Consider the following 19237-nt stretch of genomic DNA (forward strand, 5'->3'; position numbering starts at 1 on the left):
AAGGACATTTTCCTTATTGTTCAACGCATTTTGTCCTTCATAACCCTGATGAAGGACATTTTCCTTATTGTTCGACCACATTTTGTCCTTCATAACCCTGGTGAAGGACATTTTCCTTATTGTTCAACACATTTTGTCTTTTATAATTCGCTTCAAAATATTTTTCTTCTTATTCGACCCCGTTTTACCCTTTACACTTATTTACTCATAAAGTAAGCTCATAAAAAAGGTCTGCGTTCTTTTCACCCTAATAAATCTTCTTTTAATTTTACACTGGAATTATCCCATAAAGTCTGATCATGGTTTTGTAGAAACTCAGCCAGCACTTTTTTCGATTTATCGTCCATATGATCAACCATAATATGGCGTTTCATCGATTTATCCATTTTATTGACATGCTCTGGCAACGATTTATAGCCTCGTCGTATGGAACGATCCACCGTCATTTCACATGCAGTTACCCCAGCGTAATAAGGACCGTCTAGTTTACGGTCAATCGTTACCCATATTAACCAGTATGGTTTTCCATTAGGAACTTCTTCCTTGTCTTTTAAAAATTTTATCCCTTTTTCCACAACGCTTCTTGCATGCATTGCCCCAACATCTACAGCCGCTTCCCCTGCCTCCACATCAATAATAACAGGAGATACATTTTCTAGACTTAAGCTGCCAACGCCGAAACCGCCATGCCCGTCTGTTGGATCATTTTTTATAATATTAAATCCAATCGTTTTTTTCTTTTTCTCTTCCAATGATTAAACACTCCTTTTCTTATACATTTATAATACTTCTAAACAGCTGAATAAATACCCTTTGCACCATTTCTATGTACGGAAAAATAGTGATTTGGGATAATCCTGTCACAACTAATACAATAAATAAAATTGAGCCATACACTTCATATTGGGACATTTTCGCTCTAGTTCGAGAGGAAACTAAATCCTCAATGATTCGGTATCCATCTAATGGAGGCAAAGGAATTAAATTAAATGCAAAAAGCAATAAATTCATATACACAAAAATATTTAAAAAAGGATAAAAATCAATCGGCAATCCATCTGTTATTCCTGTTTTATATAAAATAGAATATAAAACAAAACCGATAAAAGCCAACACTAAATTACTGAATGGTCCTGCGAAGGAAACAAGCACTCCTGCTAGTTTAGGACGTTTAAAATAATAACGGTTAACAGGTACTGGCCGAGCCCATCCAAAGCCAACAAGTATAATAAAAATAGCACCAAGCGGGTCAATATGAGCAATCGGATTTAAGGTTAATCTTCCTTGCTTTTCTGCTGTTGGATCCCCAAATTTATAAGCTACATATGCATGTGCATATTCATGTAGTGTAAAACCTATAATGACAGTAATAATAATATACGGCAAATCTGCCCATGATTGTGAAAATAACAAATGATAAGCTCCTTTCTTAAAACATTATGTACTCAAAATTAGATAATTCCTCTCGTTTCTCTCCATTAAAATTATACATGATATTAAATTGGAAAGGAAAACTTTCTCACTTTCTTCGTTGACTTCACTTATCTGTAAAAGATTGAATATGGACCTTGCAATTTTTCTGAAAATATGAAAAACTACTTACGAATAAATTGTAAATTTTTCAGACAAAAATGAGAATATTATCAGGAGGGACAACCAATGCCATACATTACTGTAAAAATGCTAGAAGGCCGTACAGAAGACCAAAAAAAGAATCTTGTAGAAAAAGTAACAGATGCAGTATCTGAAACAACAGGCGCTCCAAAAGAAAAAATTGTTGTATTTATTGAGGAAATGTCAAAAAATAATTACGGCATCGCCGGCAAACGTGCAAGTGATGAATAAGCTCAAAAAATGATTAGTAAAACGCCTACTTTATTCGTGGTTTACGGCAAGGCCACCGAAGAAGTGTTTTATTATATAAATTATAGAGTAGGATAAAAATGGTATAGAGAGTTTGAAAACGATCATCATGTTGGTTAGGAGAGGCGTCCGCACGACTCCTGCGGGATTAGCGAGACAGGCGAGACCCCACAGGAGCAAAGCGACGAGGAGGCTCGGCGCTCGCCCCGCGGAAAGCGTGTGGTAAGCCTCGGAAAACCGAACGAAAACCTCTGAATGCTTGGATTTTCACTATCTTTATTTCATAGCATCCACTTTTTCAGTGACCTCATTTACGGATAGAGGGGGTTTTTTTGTACTATAAACCTACCATCCTTATCATTGTGCCAAAATAGCTTAAGACTAAATCTAAAACATTATACTAAAAGCCAGCCTCTGCAAACGGCTGGCTTTTACTTATTGCTTTACTTTTTCTCTAAGGCTTTCAATATATAAATAGGCATTCTCTATTTCTTCCACTGTATATTTTTGTTTACTCTTTAATGTAAACACTTTTTCTTGTACTTCTTCTTTTGCTAAATTATCAAAAAAGAGCACCGTAGAAACAAGCTCAAGAAATCTGGAATTTTGTTCATTCATATCTGTAAGACAGGATGCCAGCAATGGCATGTCCACTTCATTCAGTTCCAAAAATTCTTCCCCATTATTTGTTAAAGAATAACGATATTGAAAATATCCGCCCTTTTTTTCTTTTATTTCATTTAAAAATCCCATATTACATAGTTCTTCCACTCTTAATGTTAACTCTTCTGAGTAGGGACCAAAAAAATGAAATTGATATTTTTCTTGGAACGGAAAATCCAGCTTCTTGGCTATATAAATCATCTTTTGTAATTTTTTTCTTCCGATAATCTCACCTGAAGCAGCAATAGCTTTTATTATTTTTGCATGATCTTTTAACAAAACTAGTCATCTCCCACTCCATTTATTCCCAAAAACACCACTGATTTATTGAACGACTGCTTTTAAGTTATATCCAATAATTGACAAATTTGTTTTTTTATTTTCCCCTTCGTGTTGTCCTTTTTTAAGATATCTTTAGGAAAATATAGCTTGTGATCGGTTCTTCTTTTTCCAGAAATGCTATCTACTATTTCTGATTCTCTGGAAAGTTCTCTTATATCATTGTTTTTCATCAATAATTGAATTGGCAATCGTTCTTCTTCTTCACCCGGCCGATAAAAGTCATATGGCAGGTCAGACGAAGAATCGACAACAAGATAATAATCTGGATCTATTCCAGCTTTTCGAAAAAGGACAGATAGTTCTGCGAGCTTTTTAAATTCTTTTGCTGGGTCAAACTCTACATACTTAAATAAGTTTCTATTCATAAATCTGCGGCATAAATCACTTAGTACTGCGTCATCTTCTTCTTGCCACATTTGAAAATAATAAAGAATAATCGCTTCATCCAATTTTAAGTAGTCTTCTAATGTTGTTTTTTCTTCAAAAAGTGAATAAAAATGAGTAGGATGATGTTTGAAGGAGTAGAGCTGCGAATGTAAGTGTTTTGCTCTATGTAATATCTTCGTTAGAATTACTTCAGCACTTCTTGTTACGGGATGGAAATATACTTGCCAGTACATTTGATACCTGCTCATAATATAATCTTCCACTGCATGCATCCCACTTTGTTTAATAACCGCCTGATCTTCTCTTGGTCGCATGACGCGCAGAATTCGTTCCATATCAAAGTTCCCGTAGCTGACTCCAGTAAAATAAGCATCCCGCAATAAATAATCCATCCGGTCAGCATCAATCTGACTGGAAATTAAACTTACTACCAGCTTTTCTTTTGATGTTTTGCCAATTACTTCTGCAACCTTTTTAGGAAAATCCTTTTCTACTCTCGTTAGGACTTGATTTACCTCTGTATTTCCTAAAATAATCTCCTGGGTAAACTGTTCATGATCTAAATCAAATACTTTTTCAAATGAGTGGGAAAAAGGTCCATGGCCTAAATCATGCAGCAAGGCAGCGCATAAGGAAAGTAATCTTTGATTGTTATTCCACTCTTTTCTATCTTTAAAAACATCATCTACAATACGCCTGACAATTTCATACACACCAAGAGAATGATTAAATCTGCTATGCTCTGCTCCATGAAATGTCAGATAGGTTGTACCAAGCTGCTTAATTCTTCGCAATCGCTGGAATTCTTTTGTTCCAATTAAATCCCAAACAACCCGATCTCGTACATGAATATAACGATGCACCGGATCTTTAAATACCTTTTCTTCAGTTAACTTTTCCATAGAATAGGGCATATTTTGTACCTTCTCTCTATCAACTTACTTCTCTTACATTTTCCCCTTACTTTATCTGTCTAAACAAGGAACTGTAAGAAAAGCAATAGGAAGTTTTTCGTTGTTCAACATACTAGTAAATATAAAAAGAGGTGGTTCCAATTGAAAAGTGAACCATCATAAGAATCTTCTTATGAATGCTAACACTTCCTGCGGAAACATCCTCTATTTTATGAGATCTATTTATGCACATAACAAGTTTGCAGCTCTATTCTCATTTTTAAGAGAGCAGGTTACTTCTTTAGCTTGTTATTTATTTTATCCATTAGTTCATCTTCAGATAACGCTGCAAGTGGACGATTATTTACAAAAGCAAATGTTTTTTTTCGACCTGGACCACAATAAGATTGACACCCTACCTCAATCTTGGCATCTGGGTCAATTTGCTTTAGGCGAGGTATTAATGTTTTTAAATTAACCGCCTGACAATCGTCGCAAACACGGAATTCGTTTGCCATCGGGACATCCCTTTCTATAAAAAACATATCATTAATCTTAGAGGTTGTTCAAAAAAGCTTCTTATTTATCCCCTTTTTGAACACGCATTATAAGGTATTTTACCCCTTCTTTCTTTTCAATGCAAGATGCAAACTTTTTTCAAAATTAGTAGAAATACTGTAATAACTGCTTGTTTGCCTCTATTATTTAAGATAAAAAAACATATTATGCAGCGTTTCGACAACATTTCAACGTTCTTTAAGCTTTCTGCCTATCTTTCTGATTATTATTATTGTATAATTTCTTCTGAATTTAAGGAGGAGCGTTTAAATGAAAAATAGTAGATTATTCGTAATGACCAGCATTGTACTCGCCATGCTTGTTGCATCCATTGATTCGACTATTATGAACACTACCATGCCTATTATCGCAGAGGAATTAGGCAGATTGGACTTATATGCATGGTCTTTTGCAACCTATATGATTATGAGTACCATTCTTTCTCCTATTGCAGGAAGACTTTCGGATTTATTTGGGCGGAAAAAGATTTTTGGTTTTGGAATTATTTTATTTTTATTGGGCAGTTTATTATGTGGACTCTCAGCAGATATGGTACAGCTGATTACCTTCCGAGGCATTCAAGGATTGGGAGCAGGATTTATGATGCCATTTCCAGCTATTATTGCAGGTGATCTTTTCCCTATGGAAAAACGCGGAAAAATCCAGGCGCTATTTACTGCAATGTGGGGATTATCTGCTATTATTGCACCATTGCTTGGTTCTTTATTTGTTGAACTTCTTTCATGGAGATGGATATTTTTTATTAATCTGCCTGTTTGTTTATTAGCTGTTCTTACCCTCTTGCCTTATAAAGAACATTATCAGCCGAAAAAAGCAAACATCGATTATATAGGGGCCATTTTATTTGCTGCTGGAATCACCTTCCTGCTTCTTATTACAATCGTTGAAAAAAATACTATTCTCTTCTCTATGCTTGGAATTGCATTATTAACTCTTTTTTATTTTTTTGAAAAAAAACAAATTTCTCCTATTGTGCCATTTACCATTTTTAAAAATAAGACGATTACATGGATTTATATAAATTCTTTTATCGGGACACTAGCTTTATTTGGAACTGCTAGTTTTATTCCCCTTTTCCTACAAGATATCGCAGGATTATCCACCTTTATAAGCGGGACTGCTTTACTAGGCGTTGCAGTCGGATGGATGCTTGTATCTGTCCCTGCCGGAAAATGGATAGTAAAATACGGCTATCGTATTCTATTAATAATTGGGAATACATTATTAGTTATTTCCGGGATTTTATTAGCTTTATTAAATGAGACACACGGTTTTGTGTATACTTTCGCTATTATGCTTATTCAAGGATTAGCTTTCGGGCTAATCAGCACCGTTGGCGTAATTGGCTCACAACAGTTAGTAGGCAACCATGAAAAAGGCATATCCACTTCTTTTTTTATGTTCTGCAGAAATATAGGTACTGCTGTAGGAGTTACTATTATGGGAGCCCTTCTAACAAGTGGAACAAGTAATATGGCTGGCATTCACCATCTATTTATGTTTGGATTTGTCACTAGTATATTTGCCTTTCTTTCAGCCTTTTTTATTCAGAATGAACAATCGAAGGAAAAGGGTAAGCCGCCTGTCTATCAGCGACAAGCATAAACCAAGATGGCTCCTGACCGGCTAAATACGCAGAAAAAGGAAAGTCGACTAAGTACGCAACGTAATTACTTTTCGTCGATTGATTTGCATCCTTCGAGCCTGTGGTCTACAAGTACTCTTCTTCTTATCCATATAAATAGGAAACTCATGATTATTTTTTACTAAGGCTCTGTTAAATTCCATTATTGATTTTCAAATGGTCAGGGAATCTACTCCCTTTCCATAAACAACATTATAGTTTAGCTGAGCCTTTACTATAAAAAAATCTACTATCCTTACAATTCCTTGTATAAATAAAAAAATAGTTGGAAATGATGTAACTATCACTATTTATTTATCGTAAAATTTTGGGAGTTGAGTATAATGAAATTACGCCAAGATGCTTGGTCAGAGGAAAATGATTTATTATTAGCGGAAACAGTATTGCGTCATGTGCGCGAAGGCAGCACACAATTAAATGCCTTTGAAGAAGTTGGAGATAAGTTGAATCGAACTTCTGCAGCTTGTGGATTTAGATGGAACGCTGTTGTACGACACCAGTATGAAAAAGCGCTGCAATTGGCTAAAAAGCAACGAAAACAACGGCAAAGAATGTTAGGGAAGGATCAGAGTGGAAAGAAGAAACTACTTTACTCGCCACCTGCCCCAACAGCAGATGACTTCGAGGCATTATCTGTATCTACCAATGTAGAAATGGGCTTATTGGAAGCAGATGTTTTACCTCCACAAGAGGAAGTTATAGCAAGCTACCAACCAAGTAATTTCGAACAAAATGAGAATTATCAGCAGGCTAATGTAAGATCCAATCCTACTTACAATACGAATAACCTAGACTTTGATACTGTTATTTCTTATTTGCAAAATTTTAGAAACTTACAAATGCAAGTGGATATTTTAAAAAGCGAGAATGAAAGATTAAAAAGAGAAATAGGTACATTAAGAAGTAAAAATAAGGAATTAGAGAACACTTTGAATAACCTGGAGAACAATTCAGAAACGATTCAAGAAGACTACGAAACATTAATGAAAATAATGAATAGGGCAAGAAAACTTGTTTTATTAGATGAAGAGGACCGACCTGCCACTAAATTTAAAATGGATAAAAACGGGAATTTAGAAAAAGTAGCAGAATAAGTTAATAACAAAGAGATAAAAAAAGAGGAAGAGGACACTGGCAGCCATTCTCGATTAAATAAAGAGGATTTTCCTAAAACTACTTTACCATGCTGTTTATAGCAATGGTAAGCATAATTAGGAAAAATCCTCTTTTTGATTGGCTGTTTTCGTATATATTGTTGCTTTTAAACTCGCAGCCCGAATACACTTCGTCCGTTTAGCGAGCGTCGAGCCTCCTCGTCGCAAACGCTCCTGTGGGGTCTCGTCTTTCTCGCATTCCCACAGGAGTCTATGTGTATTCAGTCTGCTGAGTACTTCTTCTCCCATTTTTTCACGTGAAAAACAACAAACTTTGAGAAAACAGCCTTTTGATTATACAAACGCTTGTAAAATCTTGTCGTTTCTTTCTGTTACGCGCTGATAGTACGCATCAAATAAAGAGATTTCTTCCCCTTGCAGTTGATCGGCATATAATAGGCCCGCATGTTCCTTTAACGTCCATAATAATCTTGTCATTACTTGATCCACGGTTAATTCTACTCCGAGAAGTTCAGATAAAGATGCCATAACATCTGGCTTAATCACTGGAAAAGCAAGTCTTGTTTGTTCATTTGCAACACCTAATGAATAAAACTGCTGAATTAATTCGCCTCGTTTTTTCCCGCTGCCGTTCACACAAAGATAAATTTGCACTGCTACAGCATTACGAATTCGCCTTTGTGATATGCCGGCAAATTTTTTGCCGTCTATACTAAGATCATAGCTGCCTGGGCAATAAGACCCTTTAATTTCTTTTGCTTCAATATCTCGCTGAAAATTAGCAAACATCCGCTTAATTAGTTCCCACATCACATCATATCCACTATTTATATCTATTCCTTTCTCCTGCTCCGGCAAGATGATGGAAATATTTAATACATCTTGATCTAATACAACCGCCAGTCCACCTGAATTACGTACAATATAACGGTATCCTTGATCTTCTAAAAATGCCAGCGCCTTTTGCATATGAGGCAGCTTTGTATCTTGAATACCTAGTGCAACGGTACGGTCGTGGACCCATGTCCGCACCGTTGCAGGAGAACTGCCGCTGCCTACAGAAGCACATAATGTATCGTCCATTCCAAACGAATGCAGTGCTGATACATGCAGCCCTGTGCTGGACTGATCAATAATTCTCCATTTTTCTTGATGCAACAAATTATGATTCTCTTTCATCCTTAATCTCCTTTTTTCAGGAACAAATAATACCCTATTATAACGGAAACAATCTGGGAAAAAAAGAAGATAGATTATCTAATTTTTCGGTGGAAAAGCCATCAGGGGTTGTAGAGGAAAAACTTTGTATTGTTTCCATACCAAAAATGCCTGCTATTTTGCAGCAGACATTTTTGGTATGGTACTCTATGTACCGCTATTTAGTTGCTTAAGCTTTGAGCTGCTGTAATTAATGCTAGTTTATACACATCTTCTTCATTACAGCCGCGGGAAAGGTCATTTACCGGACGGTTTAAGCCTTGTAAAATCGGTCCTACTGCCTCAAAGTTTCCTAGTCTTTGAGCAATTTTGTAGCCAATATTTCCTGCTTCTAAACTTGGGAATACGAATACATTTGCGTCTCCTTGAAGTGGTGAATTCGGCGCTTTTTGTTTAGCAACAGATGGAACAAACGCTGCGTCAAATTGGAATTCTCCATCAATTACTAGAAGTGGATCTCTTAATTTAGCTTCTGCAAGAGCTGCTTCTACTTTTTCTGTTTCAGGAGACTTTGCTGATCCTTTTGTCGAGAAGCTTAATAATGCAACTCGTGGATCCACATCAAACATTTTTGCTGTTTTTGCACTTTCTACAGCGATTTCTGCAAGATCTTGACTATCTGGAGCAATATTGATTGCACAGTCCGCAAATACATATTTTTCATTTTCACGTACCATAATGAAGACACCAGATGTCTTTTTTACACCTTGCTTTGTTTTAATAATTTGCAATGCTGGTCTAACTGTGTCTGCAGTAGAGTGAATCGCTCCACTTACTAATCCTTCTGCTTTGTTTGTATAAACAAGCATTGTACCAAAGTAGTTTTCATCTAAAAGAATCTTTCTACCATCTTCTTCTGTTGCTTTTCCTTTACGCCTTTCAACAAAAGAAGCTACAAGTTCATCGAATTGATCATATTTTTTTGGATCATAAATTTCTGCTTTTTCTAAAGAAACACCTAAGTTTTTTGCTTTTGTTTGAATTTCTTCTATATCGCCAATTAAGATAGGAGTTAACACGTTTTCTTCCGCTAAACGGCTAGCTGCTTTTAAAATTCTTTCATCCAATCCTTCAGGAAAAACAATTCTTAGATCTTGTCCAGTTACTTTTTCTTTTAAACCTGTAAATAAATCGCTCATTCATTTAATCCTCCTATATATCTTATAGTCCCTATTATAGGATACTCTACCATAGTAAAAATTCAAGGAGTAACCACTATATTTATGAAATCTCTCCCTTTTTTCATATATTTGACAAAATTTTTCCGACTATTTAGCAATTTTACTTGATTTATTTCATCTCAATTTTCTTTTTCAGCAAGTTGTATGCAACATGATTTTGGAGAAACTATGTTATAGTAGGGTTATATATTTAACGTTTCAACGTTTAGGAGTGATAAGATGAGTGAAGCAGCAAAAACGCTGGATGGCTGGTATTGTCTCCACGATTTCCGAACAATTGATTGGACGACATGGAAAATGTTATCCAATGATGACAGACAAGCAGCAATCCATGAATTTCTTGGGTTATTAGAAAAATGGAGCACTGTTCAATCCGATAATAAAGGCAGCCATGCATTATATACGGTTGTTGGACAAAAAGCAGATTTAATGATGATGATTTTGCGCCCCACAATGGAAGAGCTAAACGAAATAGAAACAGAATTTAATAAAACAAAATTGGCAGAGTTTACAATCCCTGCCCATTCCTACGTATCAGTAGTAGAGTTAAGCAACTATCTTCCAGCTGATTCTGATGAAGATCCATATGAGAACCCTCATATTAAAGCAAGACTATATCCGATTCTTCCAATGGCAAAATATGTTTGCTTCTATCCAATGGACAAGCGCCGCCAAGGAAATGATAATTGGTATATGCTTCCGATGGAGGATCGAAAAAATCTGATGCGCAGCCATGGCATGATCGGCCGCCAATATGCCGGAAAAGTAAAACAGATTATTACAGGTTCTGTTGGCTTTGATGATTATGAATGGGGAGTTACACTATTCTCTGATGATGTTCTTCAATTCAAAAAACTCATATATGAAATGCGTTTTGATGAAGTAAGCGCACGTTACGGAGAATTCGGTTCCTTTTTTGTAGGAAATCTTTTAAAAGTGGAAGCTATTCAAAGCTACTTACATGTGAATTAAATAATAGGGACATTTTAGGATAACGAAAAGTGGATGACATTATCGTTGTCCTTTTTCTTTTTGGCTACCCTGAAAAGAGGTTCCGCAGGTTGAATACACTTCGCTTTCCGCGGGCGAGCGCCGAGCCGCTTCGTCGCTTTGCTCCTGCAGGGTCTCGTCTTTCTCGCTTTCCCGCAGGAGTCTTCGTGTATTCACGCTGCTCTGCGCTATAAATGTGGAGACTGCTTCTTTCCATGTGCCATAGTGCAAATTTTATTGCATGGGTGTCTCTGTTAAATTTCATTGTTGATTTTCAAAAGGTCAGGAAATCCACTCCCTTCCTATAAACAACATTAATGTTTAACAGAGCCTTCTTTTTAAATGTACTATTACTAACATTTAATCAAGATAGTCATAAGTGTGGAAATCCCTTCATAGGATGAAATAGTGAGTTTTACTTTACCAGAAATGAATAATGGCAACTTCGATCATTTGGATGGATGAAATATGTTTACTTCTTTTTAAATAAATGGAGGGATGAAAATGAGTCAGTATTACGGTCAAAATCCTACGTACCGCAATTATACAAATTACGGCTTTCCACAAGGTTATGGAGCAGCTCCTGGGCAAACACCTGAGGGACAGCAATTTGCCCCCCAGCAAGCGCCTGCTCAACCTACTACACCACCTGCATTACAAGGACAGCTGCCAATTGAAGCATCTTATATTGAAAATATTTTACGGTTAAATAAAGGAAAACTGGCAACTGTTTATACAACATTTGAAAATAACACACAATGGAATGCAAAGATTTTTAAAGGAATTATTGAAGCTGCTGGCCGTGATCATTTGATTTTAAGCGATCCACAAACTGGTGTACGCTATTTAATTCCAATGGTTTATTTAGATTACGTTACATTTGAGGAAGAAATTGAGTATGAATATCCATACGGAGCAGCAGCACCAGGTCTGTCGGTCTACCCGCCAAGATAATATTCGATGGGGCTGTACTTCTTTTGAAAAAGAAAACAAAATACGGAGCACCCTATTTTATACAATTACAATTAAAATAGGCGTGGCTCCGTTTCCTTTGCTACAAATTATAAATGTTTAACAGCACCAATAATTAATAATACCCAAGCAGTTAAAAAGGCCAAACCGCCAATTGGTGTGATTGCACCTAAAACACTAATTTGACTAAGAGCTAAAACATATAAGCTTCCAGAAAATAGAATAATGCCTGCGAGCATCAGCCAGCCAGACCAGCTTAATAAATTGCTTTGCGGGAATTTCATCATAAGTGCTCCGATAATTAAGATCCCTGTACTATGAAACATTTGATACGTCACAGCTGTTTTCCAAATTTCTAAATATTTTACGCTTATTTTTCCTTCTAAACCATGTGCACCAAACGCCCCTAACGCAACCGCTAAAAAGGCATTTAACGCCCCAATTATAATAAAAGTTTTCATCATATTCTCCTGCCTTATCTTAAATTGTGTGTTCAAAAAGGCTACAAATTAGTAGCAAGCCAACAAAGAGATCCGACGCTTATCATTAGGTGACTTTTTGAACTTCCTCTTAAAAGTCAAATAAAGAGTCTCCATTACCTTCGTCTGTATTTAATTTCTGTGTTTGCGTTTGTTGTATAGGCTGTGGGGCAGGGCTGAACGATGGCTGCGGAGTAATTGCCGGCTGCTGCACGACTTGATAAGACAAGCTTGCCCCTTTCTCTTCCTGTTCTAAAATCAGTTCACATAAAGATTTAATCGCGTGAACACGCTCTCTTATTCGCGACTCCGATTCACTTGCTTTTGCTTCTTTTAATTGATCTTCCATTTTTGTTAATAATTTTTGGATTGATATATTCATCTCTCGCTCCTTTGCTTTTTATAAATAGGCTACCCTGACATAAGCTATGTTAAAAGGGGTTTTCCGAAGCTTATCGCTCGCTTTCCGCGGGGCGAGCGCCGAGCCTCCTCGTCGCTTTGCTCCTGTGGGGTCTCGCCTTTCTCGCTAATCCCGCAGGAGTCGAGCGAACGCTTCTCCAAACCAACATCATTCTTAGCTCTAACCCCTTATATCTTCACGCTGAATGAACACTATTTATTTTCATCCCCCATGGTACAAATCTTTATTAGCATAGGTGGCTCTGTTAAACTCTGTTAAACATGCCTGTTGATTGCAGCGAGAGACGTTCGCTTTGCGCCTTCGGGGTCTCCCTTTGACTCGCTTTTCCCGCAGGAGTTTCACGTCTTCGCTCCAATCAACAAAGTGTCAATATTAATAATTTACTTTAACACAGCCAATAAATAAAAAGCAGACTTCCATTTAAGCCTACCATAATTGTTTGTTCATACTCTTATTATATTATTCCTGATCAAAAAAATCATCCACACGCCATTCGATCTGCGCTTTTCCCCATTTGGATAAAATCTCGTTTATTTTAGAAAAAGGTTTGCTTCCAAAAAAGCCGCGATAAGCAGATAATGGGCTTGGATGGCTGGACAAAATTACTTCATGTTTAGTCGTGTCAATAAAGGTCAGCTTTTCTTGGGCGGGTTTTCCCCATAATACAAATATTACTGGATCTTCCCGTCTATTCAGCTCTTTTATTATTTCGTTTGTGAAAGTTTCCCATCCTTTCCCTCGATGAGAATGAGCTTTCCCCTCTCTTACTGTCAAAACCGTATTTAATAACAGTACTCCTTGATCTGTCCAGCTTTTTAAATAGCCATGATTCGGAATAGGGCAGCCGAGATCCTCCTTTAATTCTTTATACATATTTTTTAAAGAAGGAGGAGTAGGAACATTAGGTTGAACAGAAAAACTTAAGCCATGGGCTTGATTTGGTCCATGATAAGGATCCTGCCCTAGTATCACCACTTTCACATGATGATAGGGAGTAAATAGTAAGCTATTAAAAATATCCTTTTGGGCGGGATAAATCGTATATTGTTGATATTCCTGCTGTAAAAAAGCTTCAAGCTTTAAAAAATAGTCTTTCTGTTTTTCTTTCGCTATAAAAGATTGCCAATCATTCTGTATTAATAAATCTCCCATGTTAGTTCTCCTCGCTAAATGTTACGTTTACAGAATATCCTAACTGTTCATAAAACTGCTTTAATGTCTTTTTCGCATTTGTTTCTGCAACCGTTAATATCCCTTGATCTATCGCTTCCTTTTGTATTTCTTCCTTTGCTTCATTTGCTAAAGAATATGCCTCATTCCAGTCTACTTCCCCTCTGAAAACCCCTGCTAACGAGTAAGTTTCTACTTTTTCAAAATCAATAGAAGGGTCTTGCAATATTTGCGCATGTTGCAAATGCAGCGTTATTTGCTTTTTATCTTCGTCGATTTTCAAATCATCAGCAGACAAATTTTCTAGATTTACCCCTGCCGTTACAGCACCTGGAACGACGAGTAATATCTTTCTTTTTGTTCCTGGGATATTGGTTTCAATTTCTTTACCAAATAGCTCATTATCCTCTTTTTCGAGGATGACTTTTACAAAGGCTTGAGAGGTTGCTAGGGAAGATAAATCTTTCATTTGTTCTAAGTAACTGCTCGTTCTTACTGACGCTTTTTCGGTAAAAGCAATCTTCCAAAGCCCTGCAATCACCGCCAGCAGTACCATGATTGTAACAAACAGAAAAAATAGTAGTTTAAACTGCCGCCTTTTTCTCTTAAATAAACGTAATGTAGGGAAGCTGAATTCTCGTGATCTATTTATTCCAATCGCTGCGCTCGCTTGTTCCTTTTCGGCAGCACTTAACTCTTTTTTTAGTATTTCTTTTTCTTTTTTATTAACCATCTTTTCTCCCTTTCTATCAATTGTAAATGGTTAGTTGAACCTTATAGCATCCCGCCCCATTTGTCAAAAGGATTGTTCATTTGACTATTTTGCACAAACAGAAGGCTGCTCTAAATGCTAAAATGCAAATTCCCATAATGGATTGCATTCTTTCCTTTAGAGCAGCCTTCTATTGAAAAGGGGCCGGAGCTATGCCTACTTGACTAAAAAAACCAGTGATGGTGCTTCATAGTTTGTTTTTTTATCCTTATGCAAGATGGTTTGGCTTCGCTCGCGCCGCCTTTATTAGGTTTGATTCTGCCCTCATTTCTTTTTAGATGGTGAAGACGAGGGATGAATCTTCATTTGAGTTTTATGTTAGGAACTGAACATGCTATCCTAGCAATTTATCATAGATTGTTTTTGCATAAACAGGATCTTTTGTATCATGAACAAGCGCTCTTCCATCCGTAAATAGAACAATTCTTGCTTTTTCCATTTGTACCGATAATAAAAACGGGTTTAACTTTACAGCATATCCATTGTTTTGCAAGCTTTCAGCCAATCTGTTCAGCGATACCTTTTTTTCTTTCGATGGCCGGATCTGCACGGTATCTCTGCCGCATAAAATCGCTGTTTTTGTTTGATTATTCTTGTCTAAAAATGGATAAGTCGGCTCTGTTCCACATGAGGTACACGTAGATTTTTTCATGCGGTTCACTTTTAAAGACTGATAATGATTATTCCATAAATCGAAGCTTAAAAATGTTCCTCTTAACGCTTCCGTATCCTCTACTAAAAGCTTCATCGCTTCTGTGACTTGATGGGTTACCACCATTTGGACAGCAGGGGCTATTATTCCACCGGTATCACATGTCATTCCTTGAAGAGGAATAGTCTGTAATAAACAGTGCAAACATGGTGTTACACCAGGAATAATTGTATAGCTCATGCCGACACTGCCGACACAGGCACCATAAATCCATGGTTTATTATATTTTTGGGCTGCATCATTAATAAGCATCCTTGTTTCAAAATTATCTGTTGCATCTAAAATGACATCTACGCTTGCAATGATATTTTCCAATAAATCAATCGATGCTTCACTAACAATCGCTTGTATATCACATGCTGAATTCACTGCTTGCAATCGTTTTTGGGCGGCAATTGCTTTCGGCAGTTTCTTTGCTACATCTTCTTCTGTATACAACGTCTGCCGCTGCAAATTGCTTGATTCAATATAGTCTCGATCAATAATAGTTAATTTTCCAATTCCCGCTCTTGTCAGCATTTCGGATGCACTTGATCCTAGTGCGCCTGCACCAATCAGCAATACATGCTTTTCTGCCAGCTTTTTCTGCCCTTTTTTTCCGATAGGAGGGAAAAGTATTTGGCGGGAATAGCGATCATTGTTCATCCTTTATCCCCTCTCCGTAAAACTAAAAGTTAAAACAGTATAACTTTTTGAAATTAGAAGGCTGTCCAGCTTCAGGGCTGAACAAGTCGCTTACGCTTTTCTTATCCCCCGCTTACAGGAGGAATAAATGCGATCACATCTTCTTTTGCTATTACATCGTCATCTAATGCAAATTCCTCATTAATAGCTGTCATCGCGACATCTAATGGCAATGCAGGATAGTCTTTTTGTAATAATGTCTTTATTTCGCTTACCGTTTTTCCACTAGCTTCTACTTGAACTGATTCTGTTCCGGCAATATCTTTTAAGGCTGCAAAAAATAATACTTTGTTCATTACTACTCCTCCTTTTTCGGCTCTCCTGTTAGATAAGAGATCGTCCCCTGTTGATTCCCTATCCATTCTTCTCCATCTTCCCAATGTTCTTTTTTCCAAATAGGCACTATTTCCTTTATTCTCTCAATTGCATACCTATTTGCTTCATACGCATCTTTACGATGGGGGGTGGAAACAGCGATAACAACTGCGATATCCGTTATTTCCAACCTGCCGATTCTATGGGTGATTGCCACTTCTGAATTTTGCCATTTTTCAGTTATTTCAACCCCGATTTGCTGCAGTTTCTTTAACGCCATCGATTCATATGCTTCATATATTAAGTGTAGCGTTTTTCTGCCATGTGTCAATTCCCTAACTGTGCCAATAAAAGTAGTAATAGCACCAGCATCTCTTCTAATCACTTTATCAATTACTTCTTGTACTGAAATTGGGTTATTAGTTATTTCAACGTTCATTTTGATCTCCTTTTATAACGGATTATATCATTCACTAACTTAACTGCTATTCCCATTCTACTAAAAAATATCATTATTTAATACAAATTACCTTTATCCATTCTTATAATTATAACTAGACGGAAAAAGAATATAGATTTCAATAGTCATCTAATGAAAAAAAATGTGAATAGTTGTATGATTAGTTTAAAATATTCTACAATTATCCAATCTAATTGTATATCGCTAAATATGGCAATATATTTTTAACTTTATAGTGACATCTCTAGGAGGCATTCAAAATGAAAAAAGTTTTAACATTGGCTGGATCGGATACAAGCGGCGGTGCTGGTATTCAAGCAGATTTAAAAACATTCCAAGAGTTAGGCGTATATGGAATGACTGCACTAACAACAATCGTCACAATGGATCCTAAAAACGGCTGGCATCATAACGTTTTTCCTCAAGCAATCAATACAGTCGAATCACAATTGGAAACGGTTCTTTCTGTCGGCATTGATGCAATGAAAACAGGTATGTTAGGTTCTGTTGAAATCATTGAACTTGCCAGCAAGTTAATAGACGAACATAAATTAGCTAAAGTGGTCATCGATCCAGTTATGGTATGCAAAGGAGAAGATGAAGTGCTCCATCCTGAAACAGCAGATGCACTACGGGAATTGCTTGTACCAAAAGCAACGGTTGTAACACCTAATTTATTCGAAGCATGGCAGTTGGCAAAAACAGATAAACCTATTAAAACAGTGGATGATTTAAAAGAAGCTGCTGTTAAAATTCATGCTTTAGGTCCTAAATACGTACTTATTAAAGGCGGCAGCAAATTAAATCACGAAAAGGCAATCGACCTTCTTTACGATGGAAATGACTTTACTTTTTATGAAAGTGACGTTGTAGAAACTACTTATACACATGGGGCAGGCTGCACTTACTCAGCGGCGATTACAGCAGAGTTGGCAAAAGGAAAAACAGTATTAGAAGCAGTTCAAACAGCAAAAGATTTTATCACAGCAGCTATCAGCCATGGTTTTAAACTAAATGAATATGTTGGCCCAACGATGCATGGTGCATATAGAAATAATAAAGAACAAAAAGAAACAATCAGTGCAAAATAAGACGCCATTAAATAAACAAGAGAATATACTAGCAGGAGAAAAAAGTCGGAGAAGAGCAGCGATACTAAGTAAAGACTTAAGAGACTCTCTCTCTATAGCTTCTAGGCTTTTTTTTAACAAACTTTAGAATAGGAGGAGGGAGCAAATGGAATTCGTACAAGCTGAAAAAGTACAACAGGAAATTGACCGAAAAGCAAATAAAGATGTATATATTCATCTAGAAACAACAAATGGTGCTTATGCCAATCATAAAGACGAATCCTTCTTTAATTCAGGTGCCTATATACGCAACGCAAAACTAGCCTATCAATATGGAAAAATCACTGGCAATGGCCCCTATCGAGTGGGACTTAAAACAGAAATAGGATGGGTATATGCAGAAGGAATTACTCATTATGAAGTAGATGATAAAGATCGTTTATTACTCGCTGGGCTTGATTTTGCTGGAAAGCTGGCAGTTGCCCTTGAAATCAGCGAAAAACCATTTGAATAAGATATAGAAAAGGAGGAAAAAAGTATCTATGGAAAATGAAAGACATGTTTTAGTGATCTTCCCCCATCCTGATGATGAAGCATTTGGCGTTTCAGGAACAATCGCAAAATTTACGCATAGTGGAACTCCTGTAACTTATGCTTGCTTAACGCTTGGAGAAATGGGAAGAAATTTAGGAAATCCTCCATTTGCTACGAGAGAAACATTGCCAGTTGTCCGCAAAACTGAATTGCAGGAAGCGGCAAGAGTGTTAGGGATTGAAGACCTTCGCATGTTGGGATACCGCGACAAAACGATTGAATTTTTAGCAGAAGATGTGTTAATCAACGAGTTTTCAGCACTTATCGAGGAGTTAAATCCATCGTTAGTCATTTCTTTTTATCCTGGCTACTCTGTACATCCAGACCATGATGCTACAGCAGAAGCGGTTGTAAAAACATTAGAAAAAATAGAAGCTTCTAAACGTCCGAAGCTCTATTGTTTAGCTTTTTCACGAAATTGCTATGAAGATCTTGGAGATCCTGATATAACAATGGATGTAGAAAACTATGCAGATAAAAAAATCGCTGCTCTTGGAGCACATCGCTCACAAACACAAGAGTATATGGCAATGATACAAGAAGGATTAAACAACCAAAATCCCGAAGTTCATGCAAGACTTTATACAGAAAAATTTTGGACGTATACATTTAATGATTAAAGAAGAGGACCACACCTCTTCTTTTTTTTGTGGCTGTTTTCGTATAGATTGTTGCTTTTAAACGCGCAGCCTGAATACACTTCGCTTTCCGT

At 36.8% G+C, this 19237-nt stretch carries 22 protein-coding genes; 8 read left to right on the forward strand and 14 right to left on the reverse strand.

All coding sequences use genetic code 11. From position 1 onward, the window contains the following. Positions 1-242 precede the first annotated feature (242 nt). Both ACTYA4_RS07695 and ACTYA4_RS07700 read right to left on the reverse strand, forming a co-directional pair. Positions 243-752, reverse strand: a complete 510-nt coding sequence (locus tag ACTYA4_RS07695) for a YwhD family protein (protein WP_443480908.1) — start codon at positions 750-752, stop codon at positions 243-245. A gap of 19 nt (positions 753-771) precedes the next feature. Continuing rightward, positions 772-1413 carry a site-2 protease family protein gene (locus ACTYA4_RS07700; protein WP_443480907.1) on the reverse strand — a complete coding sequence of 214 codons (642 nt, stop codon included), beginning with the start codon at positions 1411-1413 and terminating at the stop codon, positions 772-774. A gap of 246 nt (positions 1414-1659) precedes the next feature. Between ACTYA4_RS07700 and thmT the strand changes: the two genes are divergently transcribed. Then, the gene (gene thmT, locus ACTYA4_RS07705; RefSeq protein WP_443480906.1) at positions 1660-1845 is read left to right on the forward strand and encodes a 2-hydroxymuconate tautomerase; all 186 of its coding nucleotides are present in this window, start codon (positions 1660-1662) and stop codon (positions 1843-1845) included. 453 nt (positions 1846-2298) lie between these two features. Here the strand turns inward: thmT and ACTYA4_RS07710 are convergent, their stop codons facing one another. The 3 genes from ACTYA4_RS07710 to ACTYA4_RS07720 all read right to left on the reverse strand — a co-directional run bounded on the left by ACTYA4_RS07710 (position 2299) and on the right by ACTYA4_RS07720 (position 4666). Beyond that, positions 2299-2805, reverse strand: a complete 507-nt coding sequence (locus ACTYA4_RS07710; RefSeq protein ID WP_443480905.1) for a YwgA family protein — start codon at positions 2803-2805, stop codon at positions 2299-2301. Between the two features lie 62 nt (positions 2806-2867). Then, entirely contained in the window at positions 2868-4169 is a 1302-nt protein-coding gene (locus tag ACTYA4_RS07715) for an HD domain-containing protein (RefSeq protein WP_443480904.1), read from the reverse strand. 272 nt (positions 4170-4441) lie between these two features. Further along, the gene (locus tag ACTYA4_RS07720; protein ID WP_443480903.1) at positions 4442-4666 is read right to left on the reverse strand and encodes a YuzB family protein; all 225 of its coding nucleotides are present in this window, start codon (positions 4664-4666) and stop codon (positions 4442-4444) included. A gap of 310 nt (positions 4667-4976) precedes the next feature. Between ACTYA4_RS07720 and ACTYA4_RS07725 the strand changes: the two genes are divergently transcribed. Together ACTYA4_RS07725 and ACTYA4_RS07730 are read left to right on the forward strand one after the other, a co-directional pair. After that, positions 4977-6332: an MFS transporter gene (locus tag ACTYA4_RS07725; protein WP_443480902.1), complete on the forward strand. Its 1356-nt coding sequence runs from the start codon at positions 4977-4979 to the stop codon at positions 6330-6332. Between the two features lie 363 nt (positions 6333-6695). Then, positions 6696-7466, forward strand: a complete 771-nt coding sequence (locus ACTYA4_RS07730) for an RsfA family transcriptional regulator (RefSeq protein WP_443480901.1) — start codon at positions 6696-6698, stop codon at positions 7464-7466. 354 nt (positions 7467-7820) lie between these two features. On the opposite strand, the gene lipL is transcribed toward ACTYA4_RS07730, so the two are convergent. Then, positions 7821-8666 carry an octanoyl-[GcvH]:protein N-octanoyltransferase gene (gene lipL, locus ACTYA4_RS07735; protein WP_443480900.1) on the reverse strand — a complete coding sequence of 282 codons (846 nt, stop codon included), beginning with the start codon at positions 8664-8666 and terminating at the stop codon, positions 7821-7823. Positions 8667-8866: 200 nt separating this feature from the next. Further along, positions 8867-9844, reverse strand: a complete 978-nt coding sequence (gene pta / locus ACTYA4_RS07740) for a phosphate acetyltransferase (RefSeq protein ID WP_445505589.1) — start codon at positions 9842-9844, stop codon at positions 8867-8869. Between the two features lie 261 nt (positions 9845-10105). Between pta and hemQ the strand changes: the two genes are divergently transcribed. Then, positions 10106-10858, forward strand: a complete 753-nt coding sequence (gene hemQ, locus ACTYA4_RS07745; RefSeq protein WP_445505590.1) for a hydrogen peroxide-dependent heme synthase — start codon at positions 10106-10108, stop codon at positions 10856-10858. A gap of 522 nt (positions 10859-11380) precedes the next feature. Next, on the forward strand, positions 11381-11830 hold the full coding sequence (gerQ, locus tag ACTYA4_RS07750) for a spore coat protein GerQ (protein WP_443480897.1): 450 nt from the start codon (positions 11381-11383) through the stop codon (positions 11828-11830). Between the two features lie 107 nt (positions 11831-11937). On the opposite strand, the gene ACTYA4_RS07755 is transcribed toward gerQ, so the two are convergent. From ACTYA4_RS07755 to ACTYA4_RS07785, 7 genes are all read right to left on the reverse strand, one after another. Then, the gene (locus ACTYA4_RS07755; protein WP_445505591.1) at positions 11938-12309 is read right to left on the reverse strand and encodes a DUF423 domain-containing protein; all 372 of its coding nucleotides are present in this window, start codon (positions 12307-12309) and stop codon (positions 11938-11940) included. 109 nt (positions 12310-12418) lie between these two features. Further along, positions 12419-12709 carry a YwdI family protein gene (locus ACTYA4_RS07760; RefSeq protein WP_445505592.1) on the reverse strand — a complete coding sequence of 97 codons (291 nt, stop codon included), beginning with the start codon at positions 12707-12709 and terminating at the stop codon, positions 12419-12421. 498 nt (positions 12710-13207) lie between these two features. Beyond that, positions 13208-13900, reverse strand: coding sequence for a uracil-DNA glycosylase (locus ACTYA4_RS07765; protein ID WP_445505593.1), 693 nt, complete (start codon positions 13898-13900; stop codon positions 13208-13210). A gap of 1 nt (position 13901) precedes the next feature. Then, positions 13902-14651, reverse strand: coding sequence for a DUF4230 domain-containing protein (locus ACTYA4_RS07770; protein WP_443480893.1), 750 nt, complete (start codon positions 14649-14651; stop codon positions 13902-13904). Between the two features lie 373 nt (positions 14652-15024). Next, positions 15025-16047 carry a MoeB/ThiF family adenylyltransferase gene (locus ACTYA4_RS07775; protein WP_443480892.1) on the reverse strand — a complete coding sequence of 341 codons (1023 nt, stop codon included), beginning with the start codon at positions 16045-16047 and terminating at the stop codon, positions 15025-15027. 101 nt (positions 16048-16148) lie between these two features. After that, positions 16149-16382, reverse strand: a complete 234-nt coding sequence (gene moaD / locus ACTYA4_RS07780) for a molybdopterin converting factor subunit 1 (protein WP_443480891.1) — start codon at positions 16380-16382, stop codon at positions 16149-16151. Between the two features lie 2 nt (positions 16383-16384). Further along, positions 16385-16840 carry a molybdenum cofactor biosynthesis protein MoaE gene (locus ACTYA4_RS07785; protein WP_445505594.1) on the reverse strand — a complete coding sequence of 152 codons (456 nt, stop codon included), beginning with the start codon at positions 16838-16840 and terminating at the stop codon, positions 16385-16387. Positions 16841-17121: 281 nt separating this feature from the next. Between ACTYA4_RS07785 and pdxK the strand changes: the two genes are divergently transcribed. The 3 genes from pdxK (at position 17122) to bshB2 (ending at position 19145) form a co-directional block, all read left to right on the forward strand. Continuing rightward, positions 17122-17952, forward strand: a complete 831-nt coding sequence (gene pdxK, locus ACTYA4_RS07790; RefSeq protein WP_443480889.1) for a pyridoxine/pyridoxal/pyridoxamine kinase — start codon at positions 17122-17124, stop codon at positions 17950-17952. A 145-nt stretch (positions 17953-18097) separates the two neighbouring features. Continuing rightward, a complete protein-coding gene (locus ACTYA4_RS07795) occupies positions 18098-18445 on the forward strand; it encodes a YojF family protein (RefSeq protein ID WP_443480888.1) in 348 nt (115 codons plus the stop codon). 28 nt (positions 18446-18473) lie between these two features. Further along, a complete protein-coding gene (gene bshB2, locus ACTYA4_RS07800) occupies positions 18474-19145 on the forward strand; it encodes a bacillithiol biosynthesis deacetylase BshB2 (protein WP_443480887.1) in 672 nt (223 codons plus the stop codon). Positions 19146-19237 lie beyond the last annotated feature (92 nt).

Source organism: Niallia yueguangensis, from assembly GCF_052663115.1.